We start from the raw sequence: 17,227 nt of genomic DNA, 5'->3' as shown, positions 1-17,227 counted from the left end.
ATCCGACGCGTGGCAGTCTCGTTCGATGCGTAGCTTACGCCACTAACCTAACCCGACGCGTCGACTTATCTTCGGTCAATTTGAATGAAGCGAGCCGCTCGCTGAGTTCGTTAGTCTGATCCGAGAGAGTCTTTGCCGCGGCATTTGTCTGCTCGGCCATGGCAGCGTTTTGTTGTGTTCCCTGGTCAAGTACATTGACGTTATTGTTGATCTCGGCGAGGGACGCCGCTTGCTCGCGGCTCGAATTGACGATTTGATCAATCCGATCGGAAATCTTCAAGATCGACGCCGTTATGTTGTGTAACGCCTCACCTGCTTTCCCCACGTAATCTGAGCCGATCGCCACCTCCGAAGAGGATTCCGAAATCAGGTGGCGAATCTCGCGGGCTGCAGCTGATGATTTCTGGGCAAGTTCGCGCACTTCCTGGGCTACGACTGCAAAACCCTTTCCGGCATCTCCAGCACGAGCCGCCTCGACACCAGCATTTAGTGCCAAAAGATTTGTCTGGAACGCAATCGTATCGATCAAACCAATGATTTGGCCGATCTTGTGGGACGCGTCTTCTATTCTGCCCATTGCGTTGATCGCATCGGTCACAATGGTTGCCGCACCCTCGGCGTGTTCTTTAACAACGGACACGAAAGCCTGGGTTTCATAGGCATTCTCGGATGATTTTCTGACCGTGACCGTCACCTGTTCGACGGCGGCCGCAGCCTCCTCCAGTGAGGCGGCTTGCAATTCAGTTCGCCGCGACAGATCATCTGAGGCTTTGAAAAGCTCGCTGGTTCCCCATTGAATTTGATTGGTATTCTCGTCGATATGAGACACTGTCTCTCTCAGGATCGAAAGCGAGTGATTGAAATCGCGCCTCAGCGGCTCAAGATTGGGATGGAATTGGCGGTCAATTTCTTGAGAGATGTCGCCACGCGCCAATCGAGATAACGCCTCTCCTAGAATGGTGACGGCAGTTGCGACCTCCTCCTCCATCTGAGCGCGTTCGCGTTCACGATCCATCCGCTCCTGTTCAACGGTTTTCCTATCGGCTTCCGTTCGTGTCTCGATGTCCATCTTCGAGACAGCATTTTCACGGAAAACCTCGAGTGCGCGAGCCATTTCACCTATTTCGTCTCTCCGGTCACGTCCGACAATCTGCGATCGAAGATCGCCCTTTGCCAGCTCTTGCATGCGCTTCGCGATCCGTTCGATCGGGGCGCGAAGTGTCGCCATCAGGCCGGCGCCAGCCGCCAAGGCTACCAAGACGCCGGACACTGTGGCGATAGTTGACAGCAAGCGGGCAAGATTGCTTTCATTGCGAGCATCGTTTTCCTGAGTTGCTGCAAAGGTTACGAGGTTTTTCCAGATCTCCTGGCCGGTTTTGTCCGCCTCAGAATATTGCGCTTGGCGGGCTTCCGCTATCTTGACCAGCTTCTCTGTGTTCTCTTGGATAGAATCCACCTGGGCGAATAGATCTTCCTGCATTTTATCGAAGCCAGATATCGAGCTGGCAACGCCTCCAACTGCCACGGTGTCACGCGCCAATTTTGTAAGTTGCTCAACGAGGCGCTGCTGATTCTCTGCGTTGGCTGTACGGAACAGGTTATTGATTTCGATTTCGATCGAATCGGCGTCCTGGCCGATCGTTGTCGCCGTCGCAACAAGCATTTCGGAATCCGTCAACGCTTTATCCAACGCCCGGATCGCATTTGTTCCTTCAATCATGTGCTGGATCGCATCCACTCGCAGGTTCGTCGCAAAGCTCTGTAGGTCAGAGCCGGCAAGCCGTGTGGAAGGGTCGACAAATTCGGGGTTGGCGATTAGCTTGGCGATAGTCCTCTCAATTTTAGTAACGGCCTGCTCGTCAGCAGTCGAGACTACCCGCTTAACTGTTTTTAGCGACTTTTTGATCACAAGCCCTTGCTGGGCGACAGTCGGAGGCTGCTTCGCTCCGTCCGGCAAGCTCACCAAGTCTTCCGCCATGTGTTGCATAACTGATGCCGTATCGAGTGAGCGGGTAGCCTCCCGGAGCATGGTTTTCCCGGAGTTCTCCTGATTGCGTACTTGTGAGCGCACATCAACCGCAGCCAATTTAAGGGCGCCTCCGACCTCCTTGATCTTCGACAAGTTGGAAACAATGTCGCTGCGAACGGATTCCTCGTCATTATGCAAAGACCACATGCGGCCGATGCTGCCCGAGATAACGGACATTGCCGATACACTGTTTTCGAGCGCACCAGTTTCGCTCCCGCTACCTGCCGCCGCTTCCTGGAGCGACTGCATGGTTGCGCTCTGCCCGTTTAAACTTGTCAGCGCCTCATCTCGGTACTCCGTTGAGCTTTGCGCCAAAAAGCGGTTCATACTTTCCGCGACACTTCGAAACCCGCTCAAGGTCTGAAGAACCTCATTTGAAAGCCGAAGACGAGACTGAAGCAAGCCAGTTGCTTTTAAGCCGACCCCACCAACTGCCGCCAATATCAGGATCAAGGGTACAAGTACCAATAACACCTTTGCTCTTATGGTAAAGGTGGACAACAGGCGATCGACGAACATACTTACCTCCAAAGGGCTCAAACGGTGCTGGGGCCTCGCTTTTGGAATAGTAATGTTTGAGCCTGAACGAACATGGATAAGAGTTTCACTAAAACAATCGAAACTTTTTTACGTGTTGTTAGGATTTGACCTCTTGCCCATTGCGTCTTTCGAGAAACTTAACGGAAGGTTAATACCTGCAGATTTGCCGGATCAGAACGTGGGAGTGGATCTATCTGCACCGAGGATCGATCTCCAGCACGTTCCCTGTCAGCTTTCCGGACAGTTCCGAATTCGCCAGGAATTGCACGGCGTGGATCACTGTTCGAAGCACGTCATTTTCGCTTGAAGACGTAGAGTTCACATCGCTGGCGTGTACAGCATTTATCCTCAGCCCGGAACCGAAATATTGCCTAGCAATTGCGGAGGTAGTAGTGCGCAACGCCGCTTGAAGGACGGCTTCTGCTTCCAGCGAGGTCGTCTCTTCGAACCATGCGACGTCCACTACGGCAAGCTCCGCGCCCTGAAGTCGAGAGCTAAAGGCACCTGTAACTCTGATTAGATTGGATACGGCATCAAGCCCCAGATTCGCGCTGGATAGCGATCCCGTTACAGTTTGGGTTGTTTCATTTCTGCGGAAAACTATGTTCACCAGAACGTCGACCCGTCTCCAGCGCAAATACACCTGGTCAGCCATTGAGTTGACGTAAACGTCTCTGTTCGGGTTGACTTTGACCGGTAAAAAATTGTTTCCCTGGCCTTCAGCCAGGGAGGCGAAGTCGGCGGGATTGGCGTCGCCTACGGCGACCCGATAGCCTTTTTCTATAAATGAGCGCGCCAAACAAAGACCAACAGGATTTGACGCGCCTATCAAGACACAGACTTTTTCCCCAGGAGAAATGTTGGCGTCACTGTCACGTTCAACCAGTACCTCGGTCGATGGAGTATGACACGCCTTGTGAGTCAGAGACGCTTGTATCACGCGCCGGTCGCCGCTTCCGGCAGATTAAGAAGGTCGACAATTTGTGCATTTTTGGCCAAGTTTAGCACTTATAACTCCCGGTCCGTCGCTGCGTCTCCCGCGAACAAGCAATGCGCGGGCGATATAGTAAAATTTTTGTCCGACAATCTGTCAATTCCTTTTTGCGATTTTCGGCGGACACAGGTCGAGACCGGCGTCATTTTGAGGCCTCATGCACGCAATGCCGTAAGCATCGGTATTCCGACACCCGGTTGAGTTTGATGTGGTCTTTCCTGTTAGTCTTCTCTCGCCGCCACGTTCCGATTTGATCGCGCTTTTCGCGTTCGCGCGGCACAGACAACAGCACGCCTATGGCAGCACAAGCTGTTTGACCATCATCAGGTTTCGTCCTTAAGCTCTTCTTTTGCCCAATCAGACGCCCGGAGTCCGTACCCGCTAAGAAGAGCGCAAAGTCAACTCAATGCGACGAGGCGCGGCTTACGCATTGATATTTGCCGCGACCGCCTCGCTTAGTAGGCCAAAAGAACTCGTCGACGTCTTTGCGTCTCCGAGTGTTGAGCCTGGAGCGTGCCTCTCTTATACGTCATAACCGAAGTATGCTGATGCGCAGGATAAGAGGACCAGCGTGTGGCGAAATCGTGGGGCCATCCTACAGCACAATCATTTTTCTCCGTGTCGACTCAACGGCCTCCAAGGTCGGTTGGCGTAGGTTCTCTCCCACTCATAGCACTCCCACCCTTCCCGTGACGGGCTGCGATCGAAAGCAGCCCGTCACCCCTCGCCTTGGGAGGCATCTTTAGATTGATTTGCCGTGCGGGAACTCCACTAGAACCGTGGCAGATTTCCCTGATGCTGCCTTGCCTTTGATCAGGAATAGCATTAACGTATATCAGACAATCTGTCAATCTGTTCGAGGCTTGTGGAAGCCAGTCATCGCATCATTAGAGGCTTCCCAACTGCAGCGCTGAAAAACTAGGAGGCCATCTCGAGCGGGAGAACGTGGATGTCGGTGCTGGTGATGATCCGCCATGACGAAAGCCTAGGGAATGAGAGATTCAACCGGCCTCCACAAAGGTCCGAATCGGTCATGTACGCGATCAAAATCGCTCGCACGCCATCCGGTCTCGAGCTTTGAAGGTTTGGAAAACTAGTCCCGGCATGTGCGAGTTGGTGTTCATAGATAGGTTTATATTGGATGACCGAAAGTTTGTTCAGCAAGCCCGATGAAGGGACCTTAGTGAAAGACAACTTTATCGAGGGCTCCGATCCCGAACGTCTTTTGCCTTTGATATCATCGCCCCTGGCGTCCTCTGACCTTGCTCAACACGACAGTAGATCGCTTAACTCTCGCTGCAGTCGAATTTCCCTTGATGGTTTTGGCGTTGCGGATGCCCATCATGAAGGGGCGTTCTCGGTCATGATAGATTCCCCAGTTGACGTCGTAACGGTCTTCCTGCCGGCGTCCGGGAATGCAGTCTTTCATTGGTCTGGGCAACAGGTAGAGTCGCCGCATGTTGCAAATGCTCCGCTGAATGCCCGACAAGATGGCATAAGATCTCAACTGTCATTGACGATCGATACGCAATCCTTGCGTGACAAGCTTTCTCGCATGCTCGATCGGACGATCAGCGGAAATCTGCAAATTCAGCCGACCCTTGATCTTGCATCGAGCGCGGGAACGCTCATGCGAGAACTAGCCCTGTCTGCCCATCGCGGCCTCAGTGCCGGGGGGGCTCTGCGACAATGCCCGTCGGCCTATAGCTCGCTCCTCGACGCGATAGAGTACCTTTTGATCGAAAGCTGTATGCATCGCTATACCGATGAACTTCGTCGTCCGTCTCCGTCTCCCACGCCTCGCCACGTGAAACGGGCAATGGAGTTTATGGAAGAGCATATGGCTCAACCCATTTCCCTTAACGATATCGCCGCTGCGGCCAAGGTCAGCGTGCGGACTTTGCAGCACGGCTTCCGACAATTTCGTAATACCAGCCCCACAATGCACCTCCGAGACTTGCGTATGTGCGCAGCTCGACAGGAACTGCTGCAAAACGGCGCTAAAATCAGCGTTTCGGAAATAGCGCTTAAGTGGGGCTTCACACACCTCGGCCGTTTTGCTGCAGAGTACAAGAGACGTTACGGCGAACTGCCATCTAAAACAGTGCATATGATGGCCTCTCCGCCCGAAAGCTGACCCGGAAATAGCCCTTCGCGATGGCGCTGTGGTTCGCAGCGCTCCACCGGGCTATACCATCGCTGCGCCCTTAATTTTTCGGTCTGTCGCCACAGACGGTCAGCAGCCGAGCGTACAGTGCTTCAAGGTGATTGGTGATTTGGATCATTTGCAGCCGCTCTTGCTCCAGGCGCTGCGACTGTGCATCTTCGTGGCTTTCTAAGTGGGTATCTGTCTTAGCCTGTTGCCCGAAATTGATTGCGATAACTTTGGACATCTTCGAACTCTCGTTGAATTTCGTTAATACTCCGCGTCTTGAAGGAAGACAGTCGCGGAAGGTGAAAAAGCAAAAGTCTGCTAGGCAGCTGCGATGCGTCCTGATTGGTGCCAAACCTTTGCTCAAAACTAAGGGAGCATTCCATCCCTTGTTCAAGCGGAGTGATTCCGTAGCTGAAGGTTGGGTCGAAGTCGCGCCTAAGTCCGAACCGGTTGGATCCGATCGCCGTTGATCGATAGAATGCCAGAGACCTGATCGACGACCGGGCCGATGATACCATCTGCTACCTCAACGACGACAATGGCGCTGTGGCTAGACCGATGGGATTGGTTATCTCGGCAGCAAGCTCTATCACCGGAATGACAGAACCGGCAGATCCCTGAACCGAGAACATGCGTTAGGGGCAGCGGCGTCGCCTCTGCTAACCCCCGGATTTCCGGGATCAACGTCGTCTTCATGCAGAACTGCTGGCTGCCAGATGGAAACCGATAATATCCTGCGGTGAATTATGACATGATTCATTAAAACTCTTCCCATTCCTTAGTCGCGACAGCGGCTGTAGTACGTCCGCCGAAGGCGCCGGCAAGCTTCTGGGAGAGGGCACGCGCTGGCGAGGCGGCCGGCTTACCGTTCTGGTGGGCAACACGCCGTACAAAAGTCGAACCGTCGAGCCTGAAGCGCGCAATAAGCCGCGCCAGATTGGAAGCCTCATCCGCCAACCGGTTGGTGGCCGCCGTCGATTCTTCCACCATCGCCGCATTCTGCTGGGTCGTCTGATCCATCTGGTTGACCGCAGTGCTGACTTCCGCCAGCCCGGTCGATTGCTCTCGTGCCGCCGTCGAGATCGTATGAACGTGCTCGTTCACCTTGATCACGTGGCCTCGGATTAGACCAAGGGCATCGCCTGTGGCCGTTACCAGCCTGACCCCAGTTTTGACCTCGTCGCCGGACCGGTTGATCAGCGCCTTGATATCCTTGGCGGCAGTGGCGGAGCGCTGTGCCAGTTCACGCACCTCCTGAGCCACAACGGCGAAACCCTTTCCAGCGTCACCCGCACGCGCCGCCTCGACGCCGGCGTTAAGGGCCAAAAGATTGGTCTGGAAGGCGATCTCGTCAATGACGTTAATGATCTGGCCGATTTCATCCGAGGCCTGCTCGATGCGGCCCATGGCGGCGACCGCGTCTTTGACAACCGCGCTCGACTGCTCGGTGCTTCTGCGTGCCTCATCGACCATATGGCTGGCTTCCGTGGCTCTTTCTGTCGAGCTTTTTACCGCCACCGTGATTTCCTCAAGCGCCGAAGAGGTCTCCTCCAGGGCCGCGGCTTGCTGTTCCGTGCGCTTTGAAAGGTCGCCTGAGGCGATGCGCATCTCGCCGGCTCCGCCGTTGATCGTGTCGACGGCGGAGCGAACCTCGCCTAATACGGATCGAAGGGCTGCCATGGTGGCGTTGACATTACTCTTCAGTTCACCAAAGGCTCCCTGAAACTCGCCGCACATGTTTTCCGTCAGATCCCCATCGGCAAGCGCTGAGATAACTCGGCGAGTTTCGGCGATGCCCCGGTCAACAGAGGTGACCAGCTCATTGACGCTTCCTGCAAAACGGTCGAGAGCCGCATCGCCGTATTTCTTGGTGATGCGATGGGTGAAGTCACCGGCTACGGCGGCTGACACCACCTCGGCAATGCTCGACTGCAAGTCGGCGCTCTTGGCCTGCAACGCGGCCTCCTGCGCGTTCAGATCGCGGGCCTTGATGCTGTTTTGCTTGAATACCTCAACGGCTCTCGACATCTTGCCGATTTCGTCGGCGCGCATTGCGAAAGGAACCTCAGTGTCGAGATTACCATCTGCCAGTACGCCCATCGTGGTAGTCAACCGCGAGATCGGATCGGTAATCTTCCGGATGCAGTAAAGCAGGGCTATAATGCCCGTCGTAGTTGCCAGCGCCATGGCAAGAATGGTGACCAAAACCGTCGATGAAACGGCGCCCATCGTGTTTCCGACGGCCGCGACTCCACCACGCTTGTTAACTGCGACATCCTGGTCAAGGAGCGCTCCGCTATCATTATACAGTTTCGTCGTGGCGTCACTCGTTAGAAGAGCAAATGCTTCATCCTTCTTGCCTGCCTGCATTAGTTTAACAATCCGCTCGCCATCCTCCTGATATTGCGTCCACAAAGCGGAGAACGCGTCATAGGCCTGACGCTCCTCGCCGGATGTCACCATCGGCTCATATTCACCACGGGCATTCGCGAGATCCTCCATCTTCTGGCGGAAGGTGGTGATATTATGCGCAAGGCTCGTCGAATCTGATGAGTTTGTCACCAGCCTGAACTGCAGGATGCGGTAGTCCCCGGTGATCGTATTGATCCGATTTATCACATCGATCGATGGCAGCCAGTTGCTGGCAACTTCGGATATATTGCTCCTAATGGACAGCAGCTTGACGATACTCACGATGCCCTGGCCCGCCGCGAGAAGAGAGAGCAGAACAAATATCAAAGATAAAGCGAGTCTAATGGACTTGGGCATAAAGGCAAACCTTTTAGGTGAGGTGGACGATCGACTTGTCTACTCAAATCTTCCAATTGCCGTTTCATTCATTCGAACGGCAGATCAATCTTGTGGGTCTGTGACATAGCTGAGAATACCTATTGGTTGCGTTGGTTAATGAAGCCTTTCCTGCCCGTCTCGAATGCAAAAAGACGACGTTTTAAGGATAGTCAGGCGTCCAATGGATCGTCCGCGCTTACAAGGAGGATGCAGCCGGCAAAATTTCATTTGGCGCCGTTCGAAGAGCATCATCGTTTTCAGCAACCGAGTTTCGCCCCGCCACGAGCGACCTAGAGCAAGTCCTGCGATCGATGAATCGATTGTGATGTGACGGCGTCCATCGAAGCTGATTCAACTCCACAGAGAAGAGGTGGATGATGGGACAGGCCCTGAGCGATGATCTTCGAATACGGGTTTTGAAAGCGTCTGCGGCGGGCATGTCGGCTCGACAGGCTGCGGCTCGTTTCGGAGTTGGGATTTCGACGGCGATCCGCTGGATTGCAAGAGCGAAAGAGGGTGAGCTGACTGCTCGGCCACAGGGCTGGAGACGACCTTCGGCAGTGGATGCACACGAGGAATTCGTTGTCGCGTTGATCAACGAGCGTAGGGATGTGACGCTCGATGAGATGGTTGAGCGCTTGTCCGTCGAGCGGCAGGTGAAGATCAGCCGCAGCGCACTTGGCGCTTGGCTTCGAAGCCGTGGGTGGACCTTTAAAAAGGACCGCACACGCACTGGAGCAGGACCGACCGGACGTCCTGAAGCGCCGGCGCGCCTGGTTCGATGGTCAATTGGACCTCGATCCGGAGAAACTGATCTTCATCGACGAAAGTGTGCTGCAGAGGCACGGAAGGAGTTCAGTGTGAGCTAACCCCGTAACGTGAAGCTGCGTGAATGATGGAGGATGGCCCTCCGGGATCGGCTTTCAGGAGCGGGTCTCAAACCAGTCCGAGCTGCTGCGGTAAAGAGCCGTGGTGGTGAGCGCCGGATGAAAAGTTCGGACGAGATCCGAGCAGGTGCGTGTCCGAAGACGAACGAAAGTGAACCCTCCGAAGACGCGCCGTTATGAATATAAGCGTCGTCGAAACCAGGACTGTTTCGTCATCCTGGGACAAGTCCGCCGGGTGCCTGATGATTGGGCGGGCGGCGACCGGCGTAGAGGGGGCGTGAGTTGGACACAGGCTTTCACCCGGAACTGCAGGAACCAGGCTCCTGATGCCAAGGGAGAAGCCCAAGCGGAGAAACCGTAAGGCGAGAGTACCGATGCAGGAGACTGGGGCGGACCGATCCGTATGAGCGTTGAGGGCCCTGTAATGGGGCCGGAGCAAAGGGATCGGATCAGGTGGTCGTATTGTTTGGAACAACTGGAAACAGGACTTCGATAGGTACGACAGACAAGCCGTTTCGGATTGAGAAGCGGCAAGTGTACGAAGCTTACAAAGCGGTCAAAGCCAACCGTGGTGCAGCCGGGTGGACGGTGAGACCCTGGAGATGTTTGACAAAGACCTTGCGAGAAATCTCTACAAGATCTGGAATCGGCGGTCAGTGATCGGATCGCGCAGATGGTGGTCAAGCAGATGATTGATCCGGAATCCGACATCAAAGCTGTTCGACAATCTTCCGCATGATCTCTTGCTGAAGACGGTCAGAAAAGACGTTAAATGCAACTGGGCTCTGCTCTACATCGAAAGATGGTTGACCGCGCCTATGGAAAAGAACGGAGAAGTCATTGAGCGGATGCGTGGTACCCCGCAAGGGGGCGTGGTCAGCCCGATCCTATCGAATCTCTTCCTGCATTACGCGTTTGACGTCTGGATGACCCGGACGCATCCGGATCTACCATAAAGGCCTGGCGCCGGCGAAGATCGGCGGCTACGTCAAACCGACACTGAGGGTGCGGCCGCCGACAACTACACCTTGACGCGTCGCTGGTTGACGCGAATGGCTTTCGCTTGACCCTCCACGCTGGCACGTGCAGCATCGTCGGCCTGATCGATTTCAGGACGAACGCGTGCATCGATCGGGTGGTGATCATGCTCCTGCTCAGGACTCCGATACGTTGAAACGACAACGCCACGGTGCAACAGCTCGTTCATGTCGTGTTACCTCTTCGAAGGCTACAAGCTATCTGGGAAAGACTTACCTTGTAGGGCATTGGCGGAAGGATCGACAATCGAAAAGACAGGCAGAAATCTCGTCTGCAAGGCCGGCCCCAGAAGGGGTCGGAAGGGAAGATCCGTAGGACAGCTCCCGCGAAACCTCTAGAAAAGTCCAGCCTTTTGAGACCTCGCAACCGGCGGAGAGGATGTTGCTGTCCTGCCTCTATTCAACAGACCTCTCCCCCTTTAAGTTCAGTCGGCGAGCGACCCTTGGGCGATCGCTATGCGCCGATCCCGCCCATGCAGACGTATTTCATGGATAAGAAGTCATCCATTCCGTACTTTGAGCCCTCTCGGCCGAAGCCGGATTGCTTGACGCCGCCGAATGGCGCTAATTCGGTGGAAATCAGACCCGTGTTCACGCCAACCATGCCGTATTCCAGCGCCTCTGTGACCTTCCAAACGTTCCTGAGGTCGTTGGCGAAAAAGTAGGCTGCCAAGCCGAATTCCGTATCGTTCGCGAGTTCGATGACTTCCTCGACAGTATCGAACTTGAACACCGGAGCCAGAGGCGCGAAGGTTTCCTCACGCGCAACCTTCATATCCTTTGTGGCACCCGAGAGAAGCGTTGGTTGGACGAACGTGCCTCCGCGAGCATCGCGGTCACCACCAACCACGACAGTCGCACCCTTGGTCACAGCGTCATCGATATGACCATAGAGCTTTGCTACCGCTTCATCGTTGATCAACGGGCCGATCGTCGCCCCGCTCTCAAACCCGTCAAGAACCTGCAAGGCACTCACGCGCATTGCCAGCTTCTCGACGAACCTGTCATGGATCCCGCTCTGTACGTAAATACGGTTCGCGCACACGCAGGTTTGACCCGCGTTACGAAACTTAGAAAGCATAGCCCCCTCGACCGCCTGGTCGAGATCTGCATCGTCGAAAACGATAAACGGCGCATTGCCGCCGAGTTCCAGGCTCAGCTTCATGATCTTCTGGGCGCCTTGCGCCATCAAGATACGGCCAACTTCGGTCGAACCGGTGAAGGTCAGTTTCTTGACGACCGGGTTGGAGCAGACCTCCTCGCCAAACATTCTTGCATTATCCGTCGGGAGGACGCTGAACAAGCCATCGGGTATTCCGGCACGCTCCGCGAGGATCGCCAATGCAAGCGCCGATAACGGAGTCTCGGCAGCAGGCTTGAATACGATCGCGCAGCCGGACGCGAGCGCCGGCGCGATCTTGCGGCACACCATCGCCGACGGAAAGTTCCAAGGAGCGATGGCGGCCACAACGCCAACCGGCTGCTTGATGACAAGCAGTCGCTTGTCGGCCTGGTGACCTGGAATGGTGTCACCATAGACACGCTTGGCTTCCTCACCGAACCATTCGATGTAGGAAGCGCCGTAAGCAATCTCGCCACGCGCTTCCGCCAGTGGCTTGCCCATTTCCGATGTCAGAATTACGGCCAGGTCTTCAGCGTTAGCTACCACCTCTTCGTAGAACTTCCGCATGATCAGCGAGCGTTCCTTCGCCGAAACCCTAGCCCACTTCTTCTGTGCAGCCTTTGCAGCATCGATAGAGGCTCGCACTTCAGCAAGGCCAGCGCTAGGCAAAGAGGCAAGGACGTCCATCGTGGAGGGGTTTAGCACGTTGATGCGTGTGCCGTTTACCCCTTCGCTCGACCACTTTCCTCCAACCAGCATCTGCTCGCGAACGAGAGTCTGGTCCTTCAAACGGCCTAGCAGGGTGCTGGAGATTGCCATGGATCTTCCTTTCTATGCATTGATCATATCTGATTTCGAATGTGTGGTGACCGTGCGTATATCGCGACCATCGGAACGATGAGCAGACCGACGACAGCCTGCTGCGCCGGAAAGTTCAGTCCGAGGCCAACTAGAAGCGAGGTCAGTACAGTCAGGACAAGAACACCGAGCACTGTCGCGCCATAGCCGCCCGCCCCACCAAGAAGCGACGTCCCTCCAATCACCACCGCTGCTACGGTGGTGAAAAGATAAGGGTCGCCCACGCCGACGAAGCCACCACCGGAAAACCCTAGTAGCAGCATGCCCGTGATTGCAGACATGGCACCGCTGACGCTATGGATGACGGTCCAGACCTTGAATTCGGAGATTCCGAGGCGGGCGGCCGCCGTCCGGCTTCCGCCGACGGCGTAAATGCTGCGGCCAAACCAGGTGTTGTACATGAACCATCCAAGCGCGATGGCGACGATAGCCCAGATCACGATGACCGGAGGCAGCGACAGGCCGAAAAACTTTCCGTTGAACGCCGAAATGTTCCTCAGCCATTCGGGTACCGGAGCAAACACTGTACCACCAAACGCCGAGCCGAGTGAGGTGTAGATCTGGACCGCACCGACGGCCGCGAAGCCAACTCCGAGCGACATGATCAGCGCTTGCCCTTGGAGACGGAAGCTCAGGGCGCCATTGGCGGCCCCGACAAGCGCACCGAGGAGCATGACAACCAGCATCGCGAGGGGAGCGGGAATACCTGCGACCATAAGGCTGGGAAGGAGGATGTTCGCGCCTCCAATAATATATGGTATCGAAAGATCGAGCGCACCGACCAGAGCGCACAGGGTCTGGCCAATGGAGGCAAGCCCCAGAAACGCTGCGAGAAGAAGGATTGAACGCGCGTTTTGGGATGATACGAAGCCGGGGACCAGCAATGCACCGAGTGCTAAGAGAGAGGCCAGAAGAACAAAGCCAATGACGATGCTCCGATGAGCCTTGAGCGGGTTAGACTTCTGAGCCGATTTGATTTCGGAATTCATAACTGTCGCGACCATTATCTTGCTCCTTACACAACCGCGCGGCGACTGATGACAAAGACGTTCACGAGAAGTGATCCGACGAGGATTAAGCCGAATGCCATCTGGGTAACGAACCCCGAAACCGTGCCGAAGTTGAAGGTGGAGAGGAGATAGGAGATGAGGAACATGTTGATCGCGCCAAGCGTAGATCCAAGTGCTCCACCACGACCACCGGAGAGGCTCGCACCTCCGAGAACCAGGGCCGTAACAGCCTGAAGGGTGTAGGTGCTGCCCTGCGTCGGATCACCAGAGGAGATCAGCGCCGTGTAGCTGAGGGCGGCAAGTCCAGCGAATGCTCCACCAACAACGTGGGCGATGATGCGGACTGCGTCCACTCGAACGCCGCTCGTATACGCCATGCGCTCATCCGCACCCGTCATGCGAAGGTTGCGGTAAAACATAGTCCCCCTGAGAAGGAGCCATAATGCATACGCTGCAACCAGCAACAGCAAAACAGGTGACATGATGTCGGTCCCCGCCCCCCAGCTAAGCATCCAGTCGGGCGCGACTCCACCCGGTCGGGACATCACCATCAGGTTCAACCCGGAGAGGACAAGAAAACCCGACAGCGTAACGATTATCGGAGCGACACGCACATAAATGATAACCAGCGCCTGGAGTAGCTGGAATGCCGCTCCCAGGCCGACTGCCCATACTATCACTGCGATAGGGTTGGTAATTCCGTTACCCACAAGCCAGGTAATAAGGGTAACGTTGATGAACCCCATCAAGGGGCCAACTGAAAGGTCCACTGCTCCACGACCCGCCATGACAATGGGGGTGAGGGCAAGCGCCGTTAGAATCAAGGGCGTGGCGACAAGGATTGCACCTGCGAGGCCGTTGTTCGTGAATAGCCCGTGTCCGCGTAGGGCAACGGCGACCAAAAGGACAATGAATAGGCCGGCCGGCACGAAGAGGGAACGGTCCTGGGTGATTTGACGGAATGCGATTCCAGACATCATGCAGTCCTTTCCAGATCGAACTCGATGGAGGCGTTTGGCGATTTTCCAAACATTGCGGCCAAGATTGGCTCTTCCGCTATGTCCTCGCCTGCTAGCGACCGGAAAAGCCTTCCAGCAAAGAAGACGTCGACGCGGTCCGCAAAGCCGATGAACTCTTCGATTTCGCTTGATAGATAAATCACGCTGCCACCCTTCTCCGTGAACAGGCGCAGTTCGCGGTAGAGATCGCGCTTCGTTCCGAGGTCGACACCGCGAGCGGGATCGTTAAGGACGATGACGGACGGTTCGTTTGCAAAGGCACGGCCGATCAAAACTTTTTGCTGATTTCCGCCCGACAGTGAGGTGATCTTGTTCGCCGGACTTCCAATCTTAATCCGGAGCCGATCCACCTCGCGTTTGAACATGGGTTTGAGGCCGGCCTTATTGATTATACCAAGAGGACCGAGGTTCTTTCGATAGACGCCGATGGCAAGATTTTCGAAGATGCTCTGCTGAGGGAAGATACCTTCACGCTTGCGGTCGCCGGAAATATACGAGATTCCTGCTTTGGTAGCGTCTTCGAGCGATGCGACCTTTTTCATTCTCTCGGTGCTGGATGACCAGACTTGGACATTACCACCAAAAGGCTGGATGATACCCGCAACGGCGCGTACGAAAGCGTCCTGCCCCTGCCCGTCGAGTCCTGCAACACCGATGATCGCTCCTTTCGGTAGATCGAAATCGAAGGGCGCTGCCGCGCTGTGAGTAACGAGGTCTCTTACCGCTACCACGGCCGGCGCGGCGGCGCCTACTTGCTTTGATTCGTACGCCTTCGCGTCGCTTGCGTTTCGGTCCGCGGGCGTCATCATTGAAAGCAGGTTCTCTTCAGTTATTTCATGCTTCTCGAGCGTACCAATGGTGACGCCGTCGCGAAGGATCGTGGCTCGATCGGCGATGCGGACAAGTTCAGCGATCCGATGCGTTACGATCAGCACGGTCGCACCTTCCCTACGGAGACGATCAATTTCCTCGTGGAGGCGGATCGTGGAATCGAGGTCTAATGCCGCAGACGATTCATCGAGGATGAGGACCTTCGGCCTGCGCAAGACCGCTCGCGCAATAACTATCCATTGCTTGACGCTCAGAGGCAATGCCCCAACGTTCTGATCGAGATCCACGGGCTTGCCGACGAGGCGTTTCAGGATCTCCTCAGCCTCGGTACGCCGACCACTGCCGCCCTGCGAGCGGAAGATGCCGTCGCGCCCGACATACAGGTTTTCCAATACACTGGCCTCGTCGGCCACCAGCACTTCCTGGAAGATCGTTGTCAGCCCGATGCGCTTGGCGTCAGTCGGAGTCGAAATCTCTTCTCCAAGGACCGAAACGCTCCCGGAATCTGGGTGCAACACTCCAGACATGATCTTCGCCATCGTGCTTTTGCCACTTCCATTCTCTCCGACGATGGCGTGCACTTCTCCGGCCCGGGCTTCAAAATCACACTTCTTTAAGGCCTTAGTCTCGCCGAAAGACTTGGCAACATTGATCAACTTGATCGTAGTTTGGTTTTGCATCGGAGATCCTCTAATCCCAACGGCCGCGCGAGGCGGTCCTCCCACAAGAGAAACTTCTGTCCGGTGGCAAGACCCACCGGGCAGAACAGTTTCACTTCGACACAGGCTTCCAGGGATTAGCCGGGCGTTCGAAGTAGTCTGCAGCAATCGCAGCAGGAAACCACCCGTCCGCCTTGGGCTCCACGAAGTCTGTCGAGTTCAAGTCGCAATCTTCTGGTATTGCCGCGCGGACTTCATCGATGGTGTAAGGCAAGACGGGTCGAAGGAAGGACTGAACCTTAGGGCCTTGTCCCTCCAATGTGCGGAGCATGATCTCCCACATCTGTTGCATCTCGCGACGCGGCGGCCAAATATGGAAACTCCTGTCCACAAACTCGGGGTTCTTGCGCCAGTAGCACGCGGCGGAAGCTTCCCCCCCGAGAGTAATCGGGATCATGTCTCGACCTGACTGCAGCATTGCGTTGAGAACGCCGTTCTCTTGGGCCCCCTGCGTGAGGATCCCATCAATCTTCGTCGGGTTCGTCGCAAGAAACTTCTGAACTTCGACCTGGGCCACCTGGTCGGTCCACTTCCCTGCAACTTCACCGACGATCTTTATGTCGGGGTACTTAGCAAGTGCTTCCTTAGCCGCTTTGTCAAAGCTGTCCGAAGAAGCGAAACCGGGAATACCAGAAACGAGAAGGATATTGCCCTTCTTTCCTATTTTTTCCGCCAGCCACGTCGCCATCTCGGCACCGCCCTGCGCGTGATTGGCCGCGCCATTGATGGCGTATGGCGACGTCACGTAGCCCGAAAATGAGAACACCGGCACACCGGCTTTGTAGGCATATTCGATCGTCTGATTAAGAGCCGTGACGTTCGAGCAGCAGATGATGATTGCATCGACGCCTTCGTCCACCATTTGACGCATCTGCTGGATCTGAACGGCGTCTTTAAGATCCGACTGGGTGACCACGACATCAGACACCAGGCCCGCAGCCTTTGATCGCGGTAAAAGATCGCTCATGACCGCATCGAGAGCTGCGGCTCGCCAGGTGTTGCCAGCGTAGCTGCTTGCATAGCCGATCTTCCACGGAGGACCCTTTTTGGGCTTGAAGTCTTTGTAGGCGCTCGCCCCCAATGGAATCTGCGGATCTACAGTTTCATAGATCTTCTTTTCTGTAGCCGGTAGCTGATCGACACCATCCGCGTAAGCGGTTGTCGCCAGGGCGCTAACCGAGATCAGCGCCCCAAGTGTGACATTCAGAATGCACCTCATTGAAGTTCTCCTCCCG

The 17,227-nt window shown here is 55.5% G+C and carries 11 protein-coding genes and 2 pseudogenes; 3 read left to right on the top strand and 10 right to left on the bottom strand.

Features of this window, described 5'->3' with window-relative positions; all coding sequences use genetic code 11:
- Nucleotides 1-34: 34 nt before the first annotated feature.
- Together EV130_RS30935 and EV130_RS30930 are read right to left on the bottom strand one after the other, a co-directional pair.
- On the bottom strand, nucleotides 35-2,548 hold the full coding sequence (locus tag EV130_RS30935) for a methyl-accepting chemotaxis protein (protein ID WP_008534365.1): 2,514 nt from the start codon (nucleotides 2,546-2,548) through the stop codon (nucleotides 35-37).
- Between the two features lie 211 nt (nucleotides 2,549-2,759).
- Entirely contained in the window at nucleotides 2,760-3,509 is a 750-nt protein-coding gene (locus tag EV130_RS30930) for an SDR family oxidoreductase (RefSeq protein WP_011053351.1), read from the bottom strand.
- A 1,195-nt stretch (nucleotides 3,510-4,704) separates the two neighbouring features.
- Here EV130_RS30930 and EV130_RS30925 point away from each other — a divergent pair.
- Nucleotides 4,705-5,700: an AraC family transcriptional regulator gene (locus EV130_RS30925; RefSeq protein WP_004673281.1), complete on the top strand. Its 996-nt coding sequence runs from the start codon at nucleotides 4,705-4,707 to the stop codon at nucleotides 5,698-5,700.
- A gap of 70 nt (nucleotides 5,701-5,770) precedes the next feature.
- Here the strand turns inward: EV130_RS30925 and EV130_RS30920 are convergent, their stop codons facing one another.
- The gene (locus EV130_RS30920) at nucleotides 5,771-5,956 is read right to left on the bottom strand and encodes a hypothetical protein (protein WP_004673279.1); all 186 of its coding nucleotides are present in this window, start codon (nucleotides 5,954-5,956) and stop codon (nucleotides 5,771-5,773) included.
- Nucleotides 5,957-6,477: 521 nt separating this feature from the next.
- Entirely contained in the window at nucleotides 6,478-8,487 is a 2,010-nt protein-coding gene (locus EV130_RS30910; RefSeq protein ID WP_004673275.1) for a HAMP domain-containing methyl-accepting chemotaxis protein, read from the bottom strand.
- 398 nt (nucleotides 8,488-8,885) lie between these two features.
- Here EV130_RS30910 and EV130_RS30905 point away from each other — a divergent pair.
- Nucleotides 8,886-9,345 (top strand): annotated as a pseudogene (locus EV130_RS30905) (helix-turn-helix domain-containing protein); the annotation flags it as partial.
- 512 nt (nucleotides 9,346-9,857) lie between these two features.
- Nucleotides 9,858-10,348 (top strand): annotated as a pseudogene (locus tag EV130_RS34335) (reverse transcriptase domain-containing protein); the annotation flags it as partial.
- Between the two features lie 68 nt (nucleotides 10,349-10,416).
- Here EV130_RS34335 and EV130_RS30890 read toward each other — a convergent pair.
- From EV130_RS30890 to EV130_RS30865, 6 genes are all read right to left on the bottom strand, one after another.
- On the bottom strand, nucleotides 10,417-10,602 hold the full coding sequence (locus EV130_RS30890) for a hypothetical protein (RefSeq protein WP_004668636.1): 186 nt from the start codon (nucleotides 10,600-10,602) through the stop codon (nucleotides 10,417-10,419).
- 284 nt (nucleotides 10,603-10,886) lie between these two features.
- Nucleotides 10,887-12,374 (bottom strand): NAD-dependent succinate-semialdehyde dehydrogenase, encoded by a 1,488-nt coding sequence (locus tag EV130_RS30885; protein ID WP_004668634.1) that lies wholly within the window; start codon nucleotides 12,372-12,374, stop codon nucleotides 10,887-10,889.
- A 23-nt stretch (nucleotides 12,375-12,397) separates the two neighbouring features.
- Entirely contained in the window at nucleotides 12,398-13,417 is a 1,020-nt protein-coding gene (locus tag EV130_RS30880) for an ABC transporter permease (RefSeq protein ID WP_004668632.1), read from the bottom strand.
- An 11-nt stretch (nucleotides 13,418-13,428) separates the two neighbouring features.
- Complete coding sequence (locus EV130_RS30875; RefSeq protein WP_008534336.1) at nucleotides 13,429-14,403, bottom strand: ABC transporter permease; 975 nt, start codon at nucleotides 14,401-14,403, stop codon at nucleotides 13,429-13,431.
- Nucleotides 14,400-15,953, bottom strand: coding sequence for a sugar ABC transporter ATP-binding protein (locus tag EV130_RS30870; protein ID WP_004668627.1), 1,554 nt, complete (start codon nucleotides 15,951-15,953; stop codon nucleotides 14,400-14,402). The genes EV130_RS30875 and EV130_RS30870 overlap by 4 nt, the downstream gene beginning before the upstream one ends.
- 91 nt (nucleotides 15,954-16,044) lie before the next feature.
- Entirely contained in the window at nucleotides 16,045-17,211 is a 1,167-nt protein-coding gene (locus EV130_RS30865; protein ID WP_004668626.1) for an ABC transporter substrate-binding protein, read from the bottom strand.
- Nucleotides 17,212-17,227: the final 16 nt, after the last annotated feature.

It is taken from the genome of Rhizobium azibense (genome assembly GCF_004342325.1).
Taxonomy (GTDB): domain Bacteria; phylum Pseudomonadota; class Alphaproteobacteria; order Rhizobiales; family Rhizobiaceae; genus Rhizobium; species Rhizobium etli_B.
Note: the sequence above shows the minus strand (reverse complement) of the source record. Positions and strands in the feature narration are given on the sequence as shown.